The 13,036-nt window shown below is 73.3% G+C and carries 13 protein-coding genes; 8 read left to right on the top strand and 5 right to left on the bottom strand.

Annotated features, from left to right (window positions below; genetic code table 11):
• Positions 1 to 63: 63 nt before the first annotated feature.
• A complete protein-coding gene (locus tag ACFWXC_RS19365) occupies positions 64 to 621 on the bottom strand; it encodes an NAD(P)H-dependent oxidoreductase (protein WP_384480196.1) in 558 nt (185 codons plus the stop codon).
• Positions 622 to 723: 102 nt separating this feature from the next.
• On the opposite strand from ACFWXC_RS19365, the gene ACFWXC_RS19360 reads away from it, so the two are divergent.
• Positions 724 to 1,404, top strand: a complete 681-nt coding sequence (locus ACFWXC_RS19360; protein ID WP_384480194.1) for a TetR/AcrR family transcriptional regulator — start codon at positions 724 to 726, stop codon at positions 1,402 to 1,404.
• On the opposite strand, the gene ACFWXC_RS19355 is transcribed toward ACFWXC_RS19360, so the two are convergent.
• Together ACFWXC_RS19355 and ACFWXC_RS19350 are read right to left on the bottom strand one after the other, a co-directional pair.
• Positions 1,379 to 2,545, bottom strand: a complete 1,167-nt coding sequence (locus ACFWXC_RS19355; RefSeq protein ID WP_384480192.1) for an FAD-dependent oxidoreductase — start codon at positions 2,543 to 2,545, stop codon at positions 1,379 to 1,381. The genes ACFWXC_RS19360 and ACFWXC_RS19355 overlap by 26 nt on opposite strands.
• A 44-nt stretch (positions 2,546 to 2,589) precedes the next feature.
• Entirely contained in the window at positions 2,590 to 3,252 is a 663-nt protein-coding gene (locus ACFWXC_RS19350; RefSeq protein ID WP_384480190.1) for a TetR/AcrR family transcriptional regulator, read from the bottom strand.
• 200 nt (positions 3,253 to 3,452) lie between these two features.
• Between ACFWXC_RS19350 and ACFWXC_RS19345 the strand changes: the two genes are divergently transcribed.
• The 3 genes from ACFWXC_RS19345 (at position 3,453) to ACFWXC_RS19335 (ending at position 7,230) form a co-directional block, all read left to right on the top strand.
• Positions 3,453 to 4,499, top strand: coding sequence for a LacI family DNA-binding transcriptional regulator (locus ACFWXC_RS19345; RefSeq protein WP_384480188.1), 1,047 nt, complete (start codon positions 3,453 to 3,455; stop codon positions 4,497 to 4,499).
• Between the two features lie 121 nt (positions 4,500 to 4,620).
• Positions 4,621 to 6,057: an aldehyde dehydrogenase family protein gene (locus tag ACFWXC_RS19340; RefSeq protein WP_384480186.1), complete on the top strand. Its 1,437-nt coding sequence runs from the start codon at positions 4,621 to 4,623 to the stop codon at positions 6,055 to 6,057.
• A gap of 234 nt (positions 6,058 to 6,291) precedes the next feature.
• On the top strand, positions 6,292 to 7,230 hold the full coding sequence (locus ACFWXC_RS19335) for an aldo/keto reductase (RefSeq protein WP_384480184.1): 939 nt from the start codon (positions 6,292 to 6,294) through the stop codon (positions 7,228 to 7,230).
• Between the two features lie 81 nt (positions 7,231 to 7,311).
• On the opposite strand, the gene trxA is transcribed toward ACFWXC_RS19335, so the two are convergent.
• On the bottom strand, positions 7,312 to 7,692 hold the full coding sequence (gene trxA, locus ACFWXC_RS19330) for a thioredoxin (protein ID WP_384480182.1): 381 nt from the start codon (positions 7,690 to 7,692) through the stop codon (positions 7,312 to 7,314).
• A 134-nt stretch (positions 7,693 to 7,826) separates the two neighbouring features.
• Between trxA and ACFWXC_RS19325 the strand changes: the two genes are divergently transcribed.
• The gene (locus tag ACFWXC_RS19325) at positions 7,827 to 9,254 is read left to right on the top strand and encodes a dihydrolipoyl dehydrogenase family protein (RefSeq protein ID WP_384480180.1); all 1,428 of its coding nucleotides are present in this window, start codon (positions 7,827 to 7,829) and stop codon (positions 9,252 to 9,254) included.
• Between the two features lie 117 nt (positions 9,255 to 9,371).
• Here ACFWXC_RS19325 and ACFWXC_RS19320 read toward each other — a convergent pair whose 3' ends face one another.
• Positions 9,372 to 10,016 carry a peptide deformylase gene (locus ACFWXC_RS19320; RefSeq protein WP_384480178.1) on the bottom strand — a complete coding sequence of 215 codons (645 nt, stop codon included), beginning with the start codon at positions 10,014 to 10,016 and terminating at the stop codon, positions 9,372 to 9,374.
• Positions 10,017 to 10,139: 123 nt separating this feature from the next.
• Here ACFWXC_RS19320 and ACFWXC_RS19315 point away from each other — a divergent pair, with 123 nt between their 5' ends.
• Genes ACFWXC_RS19315 through ACFWXC_RS19305 form a run of 3 tightly spaced genes read left to right on the top strand, consistent with a single transcriptional unit; the run spans position 10,140 to position 12,991 of the window.
• The gene (locus ACFWXC_RS19315; RefSeq protein WP_384480176.1) at positions 10,140 to 11,588 is read left to right on the top strand and encodes a PepSY-associated TM helix domain-containing protein; all 1,449 of its coding nucleotides are present in this window, start codon (positions 10,140 to 10,142) and stop codon (positions 11,586 to 11,588) included.
• A gap of 59 nt (positions 11,589 to 11,647) precedes the next feature.
• Positions 11,648 to 12,064, top strand: coding sequence for a BlaI/MecI/CopY family transcriptional regulator (locus tag ACFWXC_RS19310; protein ID WP_384480174.1), 417 nt, complete (start codon positions 11,648 to 11,650; stop codon positions 12,062 to 12,064).
• Positions 12,065 to 12,070: 6 nt separating this feature from the next.
• The gene (locus tag ACFWXC_RS19305; RefSeq protein WP_384480172.1) at positions 12,071 to 12,991 is read left to right on the top strand and encodes a M56 family metallopeptidase; all 921 of its coding nucleotides are present in this window, start codon (positions 12,071 to 12,073) and stop codon (positions 12,989 to 12,991) included.
• The last annotated feature ends 45 nt before the right edge of the window (positions 12,992 to 13,036 follow it).

The raw sequence follows: 13,036 nt of genomic DNA, 5'->3' as shown, positions 1-13,036 counted from the left end.
GATCGAACGAGACGTGAAGGGGCCGGGGCTCACCGAGCCCCGGCCCCTTCGTCAGGCGGTGCCTCAGGCGGCGATGCCCACGTTGCCGTGCAGACGCGCGACGACCTCGGTCAGCTGGGCGGCGACCTCGGTGTCGTCGGCCGGGTGGGTCTCGGCGAAGCGGGTCACCGAGCCGGGGATCGACAGCTTGATGTCCTCGATCACCTTGCCGCCGGCGATGCCGACGGCCTTGCGGGCCTCGTCCTGCGCCCACACGCCGCCGTACTGGCCGAAGGCGGTGCCGATGACGGCGACCGGCTTGCCGCCGAAGCCGCTGGCGCCGTAGGGGCGGGACAGCCAGTCGATGGCGTTCTTCAGGACGGCCGGGATCGTGCCGTTGTACTCGGGGGAGAAGAACAGGAACGCGTCGGCGGCCTGGGCGGCCTCGCGCAGCTTCGCGGCGGCGGCCGGGACGCTGCCCTCGACGTCGATGTCCTCGTTGTAGAAGGGGATGTCGGCCAGGCCCTCGAAGACCTCGACCTCGGCACCCTCGGGGGCGAGCTTGACGGCCGCCTCGGCGAGCTGGCGGTTGTGCGAACCGGCGCGAAGGCTGCCGACGAGCGCAAGGATGCGGACAGACATGGGGGAACTCCAAGGGGGCTGAAACACTGCTGTTACGAATCCGGACCGGGGTCCGCTTAATTTCTAACATCCCAAACGGACCGCGGTCCAGTTCTGTTCCCGATGCTTTACGCTGTCTTCATGTCCAGCGTCCTGCCGCCCTTCCCGCAGCCCCAGGAGCCCTTCGACACACCGCAGTTGCTCGATGTGGGGCCCGCCCCCGAAGAGCCGTGCCTGCGCGCCGACGCGGCGCGCAACCGTGCCCGGCTGCTGGAGGCCGCCGCTCGGCTGATCGCCGAGCACGGCGTGGCCGGCGTCACCATGGAGGCGGTGGCCGTGGCGGCCGAGGTGGGCAAGGGCACGGTCTTCCGCCGTTTCGGCGACCGCACCGGACTGCTGATGGCGCTGCTCGACCACTCCTCGCGCCGGCTCCAGGCCGACTTCCTGGGCGGGCCGCCGCCGCTGGGTCCCGGCGCCCCGCCGGTCGAGCGGCTGCGCGCGTTCGGTGTCGCGGTGCTGTACCGCGCGGCCGAGCAGCTCGACCTCCAGCTGGCCGCCCAGCCCGAGCCCACCCGGCGCCACGCCAACCCGCCCATGCAGGCGCTGCGCACGCACGTCACGATGCTGCTGCGGCGGATCGAGCCGGAGGCCGACTGCGAACTGCTCGCTCATACGCTGCTGGCGTACCTCGACCCGGCCCTGGTCCATCATCTGACCAGGCAGTGCGGGATGCCGATGGAGCGCCTGGAGGCGGGCTGGATCGACCTGGTGGCGCGGGTCACGCGGACGGAGCCGCCCCGCTGACGTCCGCCCCGTGGGCGGTGAACATGTCGACCAGGCCCTGCGGTGCGTCGGCGCGGAACAGCAGGGCGCCGCTCTGGGCGGACTCCGCCGCGGACCGCTCGGCGCGCGCGAACATCCGCTCCTCGTAGGCGGCCAGGGCGGCCTCGGTGTTGCCGAGATGCGCGACCAGCGCGAGGCCCAGGTCGGCGCCGTCGATCAGCGCCAGATTGGCGCCCTCGCCGGCGAACGGTGACATCAGGTGGGCCGCGTCACCGAGCAGGGTGACACCGGGCACCCGGTCCCAGCGGTGGCCCACCGGCAGGGCGTGGATCCGCCGGGGCACCAGGGTGCCCTCGGCGTCCGCGACCAGCGTTCGCAGGCTCTTGTCCCACCCGTCGAAGTGCTGGAGGACGGTCTGCTTGGCGGTCTCGGCGTCGGTGAAGTCGATCCCGTCCAGCCACTCCTCGGGCGCCTCCACCGCCGTGTACACATGCAGGCTGCCGTCGCTCTCCCGGTGGGCGAGGAAGCCCCGGCCCGCGCCGAGCGCGAACAGCGAGCCGCCGCCGACGACCTCGGCGCTCACCGGGTGCCGTACGTCCGCGTCCGGCAGATCCGCCTCCACGAACGAGATCCCGGTGTACGCGGGCGACGCGTCCGAGAGCAGCGGGCGCACCCGTGACCAGGCGCCGTCCGCGCCGACCAGCAGATCGGTCGTGAAGGAGCCGCCGTCCTCAAGGGTCACCTCGTGACGGCCGTCGCCGAGCGGACGGGCGCCGGTGATCTTCGTGCCCCAGCGGATCACGCCCTCGGCCAGCGAGTCGAGCAGCAGCCGGCGCAGATCGCCCCGGTCGATCTCCGGCCGCCCGCCGTCGGCGTCGTCGGGCGTTTCGAGGCGGACCCGCGCCTCCCGGTCCAGCACCCGGGTCGCCTGGCCGCCCGCGTGCACATGGGCCAGGAACCCGTCGTGGAGCCCGGCCGCGCGCAGCGCCACCTGGCCGGAGTCGTCGTGGATGTCGAGCATGCCGCCCTGGGTGCGGGCGGTGGCGGAGGCGTCGAGGTCGAACACGGCCGCCTCGACGCCGTGCATCTGGAGCACCCGGGCGAGCGTGAGCCCGCCCAGGCCGGCGCCGACGATCGCGATGGGGTGGTGGGGAGTGGACATGGGGGTCTCCTGTGGAAGTCGGCCGGGTGCGGCGGTGGTGGAAGTCAGTCGGGTACGGCGGTGTGCTGGATGCCGTTGACGAGTGCCTGGAACGCCCAGGAGACGCGGGCCTCCGGGGCGCCCGACAAGAGTTCGCCGGAGGCGGCGGCGATGTGCGGGTGCGTGCGGTCCGACGCCTCGCGCAGGGTCCGCGCGAGGGTGTCCCACTCCTCCTGGGACTCCGTGCCCGCGTGCTCGGCTGCGGTCGAGGTGGCGTGCTGGAGCAGCAGGTCGACGCCCCAGGCGGCCCGCTCGCGCGGCACCCCGCCCTCGGCGAGCAGGCCCAGCAGGGTCTCGATCAGGTTCAGGTAGTGCGGACCGTGCGGCCGCGCGGTCAGCGCGGAGCGGGCCAGGCTCGGATGCTCCAGGAGCATCTCGGTGTAGGCGACCAGCACCCGCTCCAGCCGCTCCCGCCAGTCGCCTTCGGCCGGGGCCGGGCCCACGGTGCCGAGCAGCTCGTCCAGGACCGCCGCGTGCAGCTCGGCGGTGTTGCGGACGTAGACGTACAGCGAGGCCGGGCCGGTGTCGAGCTCCTGGGCGAGGCGCCGCATGGTGACCTTCTGCAGGCCCTCGGCGCGCAGGACCTCCACGGCGGCGCCGACGATGCCCTCCCTGGTCAGGGCGGGCTTGGCGGGACGCTCCCGGCGGGAGGGGGGGGTTGCTGGCATGTCTCGACTGTAACGAACATGTTCGTTGCGAACAAGTACGTGACGAACATGTTCGTCCGATGGTGTGACGCAGGCGTGGCGAGTGGCGCGGTGTGCGGTGTGGTGCGTGGCGCGGTGTGCGGTGTCGCGCGGTGGGCCCAATTCGTCCAACGGTGAACCACCTTGCCCCGCCGCTCCCCCCTCCCCGGCCTTCTGCCAAGATGCCGTACGTCATGGTGCAGATACCGAAAACGCCCTCGGCAGCGTCGCCGACTCCGCGCTCGGTCCCCACGAGCGCCGATGTGGCCCGTCTGGCCGGCGTCTCCCGCGCGACCGTCTCCTACGTCCTCAACAACACCAGTGCCGTACGGATCAGCGAGCCCACCCGCCGCCGGGTCCACGAGGCCGCGAAGGAACTCGGGTACGTGCCCCACGCGGCCGCCCGCAGCCTGCGCGCCGGCCACAGCCGGATGGTCCTGATGCCCGCCCCGGCCATCCCGATGGGTCCGCTGTACGGCCAGTTCATCACCGACCTCCAGTGGGCCCTCAGCCGCCTCGACTACACGGTCGTCCAGTACGGGACCGCGGGCCTGCGCGGTGACGAAGCCGCCCGCGCCTGGGCCGAGTTGAGGCCGGTCGCCGTGCTGGTCCCGGGTGCCGGACTCGGTACCGAGGGCGTCGCCGTCCTCAAACGGGCCGGCGCCCGTGCCGTGGTCACCCTCGGCCCCGAGCGGGTCGACGGTGCGCACGCCCTGCTGATGGACCATGACACCGTCGGCCGCTGCGCCGGTGCGCATCTGTACGCCCGCGGCCGGCGCCGTATCGGCGTCGTCGTCCCCGAGGAGACCGGCCTGGAGACCTACTCCCGGCCCCGCCTCGAAGGCGTCCGCCGGGCCCTGTACGGCACCGACGCCACGGTGACCGAGCTGTCCCTCGGCTACACGGAGGAGTCGGCCGCCCGACTCGCGGCGCGCTGGCGGGAGTCGGAGATCGACTCGGTGTTCGCGTACAACGACGAGTACGCGATGCTCTTAATGCGCGCCCTCCAGGACGAGGGCGTACGCGTTCCCGAGGACACCGCCGTGGTCGGCGCCGACGACCTGATGCTCGGCCGGCTGCTGCGGCCCAGGCTCTCCACGATCCGTATCGAACTGCCCTCCGGCCGTGACCTCGCCGAACTGGTCGACCGTGTGGTGCGCGACCCGGGCGGCGCGCCGGAGACACACAACGTGCTCGGCGCCTCGGTGGTACGGCGCGAGTCCAGCTGATGGCCCACCCGGGTCGGGGCGGTGCTTTTCCGGGCCTCCTGACTAGGATGTTGCGTGCTCAACAAAACGGCTCACGGGCGCCGTGGGCCGCGCAACCCCGGTGATCGATCGGAGAGCCGTCATGCCGCTGCTCGAACCGAAGACCTGGCAGGCGAGCGCCCTGTCCGGCCCGCAGTACGCCGTCACCGAGCCCGCCACCGGCGACACGCTCGGCACGGTCACCCTGGCCGCCCCCGCCGACGTCTCCCCAGCCGCCGCGGCAGCCCGCGCCGCGCAACGCGACTGGGCCCGCGCACCGCACTTCGTGCGGGCCCAAGTCCTGCGCCGCGCGGGCGACTTGTTCACGGAGCACGCCGACGAACTGCGCGAGTGGATCGTCCGCGAGTCCGGCTCCGTACCCGGCAAGGCGGACTTCGAGCTGCACGTCGCCGCCCAGGAGTGCTACGAGGCCGCCGCCCTGGCCTCCCGTCCGGCGGGTCAGGTGCTGCCCAGCGAGGCGCCCCGGCTGTCGTACACCCGCCGGGTCCCGGTCGGTGTGGTCGGGGTGATCGCGCCGTTCAACGCGCCGCTGATCCTGTCCATCCGGTCCGTGGCGCCCGCCCTCGCGCTGGGCAACGGGGTGGTCCTGAAGCCGGATCCGCGCACCGCCGTCTGCGGCGGGCTCTCCCTTGCCGCGGTGTTCGCCGAGGCCGGGCTGCCGGAGGGACTGCTGCAGGTGCTGCCCGGCGCGGCCGGCGTCGGTGCGACGCTGGTCGAGGACCCGCGGGTGCCGGTCATCTCCTTCACCGGATCGACGGCCGCCGGCCGCGCGGTCGGCGAGGCAGCCGGCCGCCGTCTGAAGCGCGCCCACCTCGAACTCGGCGGCAACTCCGCCCTGATCGTCCTGGAGGACGCCGACCTCGACGCGGTGATCTCCACCGCCGCCTGGGGATCCTTCTTCCACCAGGGTCAGATCTGCATGACCACCGGACGGCACCTGGTCCACAGTTCCCTGGTCGAGGAGTACGTCGAACGCCTCGCCGCCAAGGCCGACTCCCTAGCTGTCGGAGACCCGCACCGCGAGCAGGTCCACCTCGGACCGATCATCGACGACGCTCAACTCGCCAAGATCCACGGCCTGGTGGAGGCGAGCACCGCCCAGGGCGCGAGACTCGTCGCCGGCGGCACCCACGAGAACCTCTTCTACCGGCCCACGGTCCTCGCCGGCGTCGACGACCGCACCCCCGCCTACGCCGAGGAGGTCTTCGGGCCGGTCGCGCCCGTCCGCGCCTTCGCCGACGCCGACGAGGCCGCCGCCCTCGCGGCCGACAGCTCCTACGGCCTCTCCCTCGGCATCGTCACCCGGGACGCGGCACGCGGCCTGGACCTCGCCGAACGCATCCCGACCGGCATCGTCCACATCAACGACCAGACCGTGAACGACGAGGCCGTGGCCCCCTTCGGCGGAGTCGCCGCCTCCGGCACCGGGGCACGGTTCGGCGGCGAGTCCAACCTGGAGGCGTTCACGGACGTGCGGTGGACGACCGTGCGCGGGGACGTGGCGCCCTACCCCTTCTGAGCCGCGCCGGATCGAGTGGACCGAGCCAGGGCGTTCTTCGCCCTGCTGCTAGAATGCCGATCATCACGCGAGCCTTCCTGGTGCGGATTCCGATCCCCCAGGGAGGCTTTTTTCATGCCGCCCGCCCCGGCGCCGGCCGACCCGCTTCGAGGTGCTCGCCCCGCCGGGCGGCCCGTACGCGCCGCGCCCGCCCGTCGGGTCCCCGTTCCCCGTCCGCCAGAGGAGATCCATGTCATGAGCCCACGCACGAACACCGCGGCACCCGCGGGTACTTGGCAGCTCGGTGACCTGACCGTCAACCGCGTCGGGTTCGGGGCGATGCGCCTGACGGGTACCGCGCCCTTCGACCACGGCGTGCCGCGGGACCGCGACCGGTCGATCGGCGTGCTCCGGCGGGCGGTCGAGCTCGGCGTGAACCATATCGACACCGCCGCGTTCTACTTCTCGGCGACGCGCTCCGCCAACGAGCTGATCAACCGGGCGCTGGCGCCGTACCCGGAGGAACTGGTCATCAGCACCAAGGTGTGGCCGGGCCGCGATCCCTCGGGCGCGTGGTGGTGGGCGTCTCCGGCCCAACTGCGCGGCCAGGTCGAGGAGAACCTGCGCCAACTCGGCCGCGATCACCTGGACGTGGTGAACCTGCGCGTGCCACCGAGCGGGCGGACCGGCTCGATCGGCGAGCACTTCGGCGTGCTGGCGGAGCTGCGCGATGCCGGGCTGATCCGCCACCTCGGCATCTCCAACGTCACGTCCGAGCAGCTCACCGAGGCCCAGGCCATCGCCCCGGTCGTCTGCGTGCAGAACCTGTACGGGATCGGTGCGGCGAGCGAGGAACGGGCACTCCTGCGGCGCTGCGGTGAACTCGGCCTCGCCTTCGTCCCGTTCTTCGCGATCGCCGGTCCCGGGCGCGAGGCGGGGCCGGTCGCCGGTGACAGCGAGGCGGTGTGCGCCGTCGCCCGCGCGCACGGTGTGTCCACAGCGCAGGTCCGGCTGGCCTGGACCCTGCAGCAGGGGCCGCACGTGCTGGCGATCCCGGGGACCGGTGATCCGGACCACCTCGCGCAGAACATGGCGGCCGGCGCGCTGCGCCTCTCGCAGGAGGAGATGGCACGCCTCACCTGGCCGCAGCCGGCCGGCGCACGGCGGGCCGTTGCCTACGGGGATCCCTCTTAAAGATATAGCCGCAGTTAGAGGGTCTAACTGCGGCTATGCGATGTTGCTCAGGCGGGAGCTTGTCACCCGGGCGGTAGGCCGTCACTCGCTCTGCGCGCTGCCCTGCTGCGCGGCGATGCTCTTGCGCACCTCGTCCATGTCCAGCTTGCGGGCCTGCCCGATGACGTCCGTCAGGGCGGCCTCCGGGAGGGCGCCCGGCTGGGCGAAGACGGCGACCTGGTCGCGGACGATCATCAGCGTCGGGATCGACTGGATGTCGAAGGCCGCGGCCAGCTCCGGCTGCGCCTCGGTGTCGACCTTGGCGAAGACCAGGTCCGGGTTGTCCTGCGCGGCCTTCTCGTAGACCGGGGCGAACATACGGCACGGGCCGCACCACGACGCCCAGAAGTCGATGAGAACGAACTCGTTCTCGGAGACCATCTGGTCGAAGTTCTCCTTGGTGAGTTCCACGGTGCTGCTCATGCGTGTTTCCCTCTTCCTGATGTGGGGGGCGCCCCGCTCCGGGACGAGCCGTCCGCACAACACGTCCGACCGGGTGGGTATTCCGAGCACGTACCCGTGTGGCCCCGGCGCACACCACCCGCAAGACTGACCACATGACGGAAACGGAATCCATCGCTTACGACGTCGTGGTGCTCGGTGCCGGGCCCGTGGGGGAGAACGTCGCCGACCGCACCCGTGCGGCCGGCCTCTCCACCGCGGTCGTGGAGAGCGAGCTCGTCGGCGGCGAATGCTCGTACTGGGCGTGCATGCCCAGCAAGGCTCTGCTGCGCCCGGTCATCGCCCAGGCGGACGCCCGCCGCCTGCCCGGCCTCGCCCAGGCGGTCCAGGGCCCCCTCGACACCCCCGCGGTCCTCGCCCGCCGCAACTACTTCACCTCGAACTGGAAGGACGACGGCCAGGTCGCCTGGCTCGACGGCATCAGCGCCGACCTGTACCGCGGCCACGGCCGCCTGGCCGGACCCCGCACGGTCACCGTGACCGGCCCGGACGGCACCCTCACCACCCTCACCGCCCGGCACGCGGTCGCCGTCGCCACCGGCACCCGCGCCCAGCTGCCCCACCTGCCCGGACTCGCCGAGGTCAAGCCCTGGACCAGCCGCGAGGCCACCAGCGCCCAGGAGGCGCCCGGCCGGCTGATCGTCGTCGGCGGCGGTGTCGTCGCCACCGAGATGGCCACCGCCTGGCAGGCCCTCGGCTCCCGGGTCACCCTGCTGGTCCGCGGCAAGGGGCTGCTCAACCGCATGGAGCCGTTCGCCGGCGAATTCGTCGCCGACTCGCTCAAGGAGGCCGGCGTCGACGTCCGCACCGGCACCTCCGTCACGTCGGTGACCCGCGAGAACGGCACGGTCGTCGCCGTGACCGACGCCGGCGACCGCATCGAGGCCGACGAGATCCTCTTCGCCACCGGGCGCGTCCCGCACACCGACGACATCGGCCTGGACACCGTCGGCCTGGAACCCGGCTCCTGGCTCACCGTCGACGACACCCTCCTGGTCGAGGGCACCGACTGGCTCTACGCCGTCGGGGACGTCAACCACCGGGCGCTCCTCACCCACCAGGGCAAGTACCAGGCCCGGATCTCGGGCGACACCATCGCCGCCCGCGCCTCGGACACGCCCCTCCTGGACGGCCCCTGGGGTGCCCATGCGGCCACCGCCGACCACCACGCCGTACCGCAGGTCGTCTTCACCGAACCGGAGGCGGCGGCGGTCGGCCTCTCCCTCGCCGAAGCGGAGCAGGCCGGGTACCGGGTGCGCGCCGTCGACGTCGAGTTCTCCTCGGTCGCCGGTGCGGGGCTGTACGCCGACGGCTACAAGGGCCGCGCCCGCATGGTCGTCGACCTGGACGCGGAGATCCTGCGCGGGGTCACCTTCGTGGGGCCGGGTGTGGGCGAGCTGATCCACTCGGCGACGATCGCCGTCGCCGGGCAGGTGCCGGTCAGCCGGCTGTGGCATGCGGTGCCGTCCTATCCGACGTTGAGCGAGGTGTGGCTGCGGCTGCTGGAGGCGTACCGGGGGTGAGGGCCGACGGGGGGACTGCCGGTCTTCCGTTGTCTGCGGCGCCGGCGTGGTTGGTCGCGCCGGCGCGGCGGTAGCCGCACCTGGAAACGGCCCCGCGCCCCTGACGGGGCGCTGTTGTCACGGCAGATCGAAGCCCAGGGCCTCGGCTGCCGTCCTCGGGGTCGGTTGCAGCCATCGCTCCGTCATCGCCTCGTTCGACGACAGCGAGCGCAGCTCCGCGCGGTCCAGGTAGAGCGTGCCGTCGAGGTGGTCGGTCTCGTGCTGGACGATCCGGGCCGGCCACCCCGTGAACACCTCGTCGACCGCGCGGCCGTGCTCGTCCTGGCCGAGCAGTCGTACCTCGGCGTGCCGGGCCACCACCGCCTGGTAGCCCGGCACGCTCAGGCAGCCCTCGAAGAAGGCGGCGCGGGCGCCGCCGACGGGCTCGTAGACCGGGTTGACCAGGACGCGGAACGGCTGCGGGACCCGGCCGCGGGCGACGGCGATCTCCTCGGGTACCGGCGCCGGGTCCTCGATCACCGCGAGCCGCAGCGGGACGCCGACCTGCGGCGCGGCCAGGCCCACGCCCGGTGCGGCGTGCATGGTGTCGCGCAGTGCCCCGACGAACCGGGCCAGCAGATCGGGCCCCAACTGGCCGTCGTACGGCTCGGTTCCGCGCCGCAGGACCGGGTCACCGGCCGCGACGATGGGCAACGGGCCGCCGGCGGCGAGGAGTTCCTCGACCCGCTCGGCAAGAGGTGCTCGATCACTGGGAGATGCCATCGAGCCAGCATGCCATGACCGGGGATGTGACACGGGTCACTTCACTCTCCGGGAACTCGGCCTCTCCACCCTCCGACTACTGGACCGTCACCGCTCTCGCACGAGTCCCCGGAGAAGCCCCCGATGTCCATCGTCCCCTCGACCTCCCCCAGTCCCGGCTCCGCTCGATCGGGGGGACCCCCGTCGGACGAGGCCCCGCAACCGACCGTCCCGGCCGCGTCCCCGAGCCGCTGGGCCCCGTTGCGCCCCCTCGTCCTGCGGCTGCACTTCTACGCCGGCGTCCTGGTCGCCCCCTTCCTGCTCGTCGCCGCCACCACCGGCCTGCTGTACGCCTGTTCCTTCCAGGCCGAGAAGCTGGTGTACGCCCATGAGCTGACCGTCCCGGTGGGCAGCACCGAGCTGCCGATCTCCGAGCAGGTCGCCGCGGCCCGCAAGGCCCACCCCGAGGGGACCGTCTCCGCGATACGGCCCGCCCCCGAGGCGGACGCGACCACCAGGGTGCTGCTGTCGGGGGTGAAGGGCGTCGGCGCGGACCACACCCTCGCCGTGTTCGTCGACCCGTACACCGGGAAGGTGCGCGGCGCGCTCGAACAGTACGGCTCGACGGGTGCGCTGCCGCTGCGCACCTGGATCGACGAACTCCACCGAGACCTGCACCTGGGCGACACCGGGCGGCTCTACAGCGAGTTCGCGGCGAGCTGGCTGTGGGTGATCGCGGGCGGCGGACTGGTGCTGTGGTTCTCCCGGCGGCGGACGCTGCGCAAGGTGCGCGGCACCAGCGGGCGGCGGCGCACCCTCGGCCTGCACGGCAGCGTCGGCGTCTGGGCGGCCGCCGGTTTCGTCTTCCTGTCGGCGACCGGCCTGACCTGGTCCACCTACGCCGGTGCCAACATCGACGAGCTGCGCACCTCGCTCGGCCAGGCCACCCCGTCCGTCTCGGCGGCCGCGAGCGGCGGCGAACACGCCGGGCACGACATGGCGTCCATGACCGGCGGCGGTGCCGAACACGGGGTGGGCCTGGACAAGGTGCTCGCGGCCGCCCGCGCCGAGGGCCTCGGCAACCCCATCGAGATCGTCCCGCCCGCCGACGCGAACAGCGCCTACGTCGTCCGGCAGGTGCAGCGCAGCTGGCCCGAGAAGCAGGACTCCGTCGCCGTCGACCCGGCCACCGGCGAGGTGACGGACGTCCTGCGGTTCGCCGACTATCCGGTGCTCGCCAAACTCACCCGCTGGGGCATCGACCTGCACACCGGCATCCTCTTCGGCATCGTCAACCAGCTTGCCCTGGCGCTGCTCGCGCTCTCCCTGATCCTGCTGATCCTGTGGGGCTACCGCATGTGGTGGCAGCGCGGCCGCGGTTCCTCCTTCGGCCGGCCGATCCCGCGCGGAGCCTGGGCGGAGGTCCCGCCGTACCTGCTCGTCCCGGCGATGGCGGTGATCGCGGTGGTCGGCTACTTCGTGCCCCTGCTCGGGATCCCGCTCGCCGCGTTCCTCGCCGTGGACATCGCGCTCGGCGAGGTCGCGCACCGCCGCGGGCAGCGGACGTACGGGAGCAGGGGCGGCGTGAAGTAGCGTGGTCAGACACGCCGACGCGCGTGTCACCACACGCCGACGCCGAGGGAGACGGGACTATGGTGCGGGCCCGGCGCGGGCAGGGGGAGCTGGAGGGCCAGGTGCTCGGTGCGCTGCGCGAGGCCGGGGGTCCCGTCACCGCCGCCTGGGTGCAGGAGCGGCTGGGCGGCGACCTCGCCTACACCACCGTGGTGACCATCCTGACCCGGCTGCTCGCCAAGGACGTCGTCGCCCGTGAACGGCAGGGCCGCGCCTTCCTGTGGACGCCGACCGCCGACGTGGCCCGGCTCGCCGCCCTGCGGATGCGCCGGCTCCTCGACGGCGAACGGGACCGCGAGGCCGTCCTGGCGAGCTTCGTCACCGCGCTGCCGCCCGGCGACGAGCAGGTGCTGCGGGCGCTCCTGGAGGCCGCCGGGCCGGGACGGGTGAACAGCCGGAACACCTCGCACACCGACCACGGCGGTACGGAAGACTGACCGCCCATGGGGGTCTTCGTCTTCCTGCCACTGGTCCTGCCGCTGACCGCCTGGCCCGTCGCCCGGCTGGCCGAGGGGCGGCTGCATCCGCGTGCCGCCACCCGGCTGCTCACCGCGGTGGCCGTGGTGATGGCCGTGTGCAGCACGCTCTGCCTGGCCCTGCTGATGGTGGTCGGCACCGCCCAGCTCCCCGGCAACCCCCTCCCGGACGGCTGGTCCGACCCGGAGGTACGGGCCGCGGTCCCGCACGACGACATCGCGGGCCGCGCCGCCATCCCCGCGCTCGGCGTGGTCGCCGTGCTGTGCGGCCGCGCCCTCCAGCGGCACCGCCGGGTCACCCGGCTGGCCCGGCGGGCGCTGACCGGACTGCCCGGCCGGGAGGTGGCCGTCCTGCCCGACCGCACCCCCTACGCCTACGCGCTGCCCGGCCGGATCGTCGTCACCACCGCACTCCTCGACGGCCTCGATCCCGGTGAGCGCCGGGCCCTGTTCGCCCACGAACGCGCCCATGTCGCCGCCCGGCACCACCGCTACCTGCTCGCCGTGCACCTGGCGGCCCGCGCCAACCCCTTCCTGCGGCCGCTGCGCACCGCGGTCGCCTACACCGCCGAGCGCTGGGCGGACGAGGCGGCGGCCCGCTCGGTGGGGGACCGGCGCACGGTCGCGCGCGCCATCGGCAGGGCGGCACTGCTGTCGCGGGGCACCCCGGCCCCGACCCTGGCCGCGTTGGCCGCCACCGGACCGGTGCCGCGCCGGGTCGCCGCGCTGCTCGGTCCCGCCCCGTCGGCCCGCGGCTGGCCGTCGGCGTTCACCGGGGCCGGTCTCGCCGTCTGGGGCGCGGCCGCGGGCACCCTCGTGTCGGCGATGTCGTCGGCGAACTCGGCGGTCACTCTCGTCCTGATCCTGCGTGCGGCCACCCCGCTCTGACCACGGGAAGGGCCCTGGGGAGACCCAGGGCCCGACTGCCGTTCC

Source organism: Streptomyces sp. NPDC058683 (assembly GCF_042716195.1).
In the GTDB taxonomy this organism is placed as follows: Bacteria; Actinomycetota; Actinomycetes; order Streptomycetales; family Streptomycetaceae; genus Streptomyces.
This window is presented reverse-complemented; position numbering and strand designations above follow the sequence as displayed.

Coding starts and splice junctions, on each gene's coding strand:
- ACFWXC_RS19340 (WP_384480186.1), top strand. CDS start 4,621: ATGCCGCTGCTCGAACCGAAGACCTGGCAGGCGAGCGCCCTGTCCGGC.
- ACFWXC_RS19345 (WP_384480188.1), top strand. CDS start 3,453: ATGCCGTACGTCATGGTGCAGATACCGAAAACGCCCTCGGCAGCGTCG.
- ACFWXC_RS19365 (WP_384480196.1), bottom strand. CDS start 621: ATGTCTGTCCGCATCCTTGCGCTCGTCGGCAGCCTTCGCGCCGGTTCG.
- ACFWXC_RS19310 (WP_384480174.1), top strand. CDS start 11,648: ATGGTGCGGGCCCGGCGCGGGCAGGGGGAGCTGGAGGGCCAGGTGCTC.
- ACFWXC_RS19315 (WP_384480176.1), top strand. CDS start 10,140: ATGTCCATCGTCCCCTCGACCTCCCCCAGTCCCGGCTCCGCTCGATCG.
- ACFWXC_RS19355 (WP_384480192.1), bottom strand. CDS start 2,545: ATGTCCACTCCCCACCACCCCATCGCGATCGTCGGCGCCGGCCTGGGC.
- ACFWXC_RS19360 (WP_384480194.1), top strand. CDS start 724: ATGCTTTACGCTGTCTTCATGTCCAGCGTCCTGCCGCCCTTCCCGCAG.
- ACFWXC_RS19325 (WP_384480180.1), top strand. CDS start 7,827: ATGACGGAAACGGAATCCATCGCTTACGACGTCGTGGTGCTCGGTGCC.
- trxA (WP_384480182.1), bottom strand. CDS start 7,692: ATGAGCAGCACCGTGGAACTCACCAAGGAGAACTTCGACCAGATGGTC.
- ACFWXC_RS19335 (WP_384480184.1), top strand. CDS start 6,292: ATGAGCCCACGCACGAACACCGCGGCACCCGCGGGTACTTGGCAGCTC.
- ACFWXC_RS19350 (WP_384480190.1), bottom strand. CDS start 3,252: ATGCCAGCAACCCCCCCCTCCCGCCGGGAGCGTCCCGCCAAGCCCGCC.
- ACFWXC_RS19320 (WP_384480178.1), bottom strand. CDS start 10,016: ATGGCATCTCCCAGTGATCGAGCACCTCTTGCCGAGCGGGTCGAGGAA.
- ACFWXC_RS19305 (WP_384480172.1), top strand. CDS start 12,071: ATGGGGGTCTTCGTCTTCCTGCCACTGGTCCTGCCGCTGACCGCCTGG.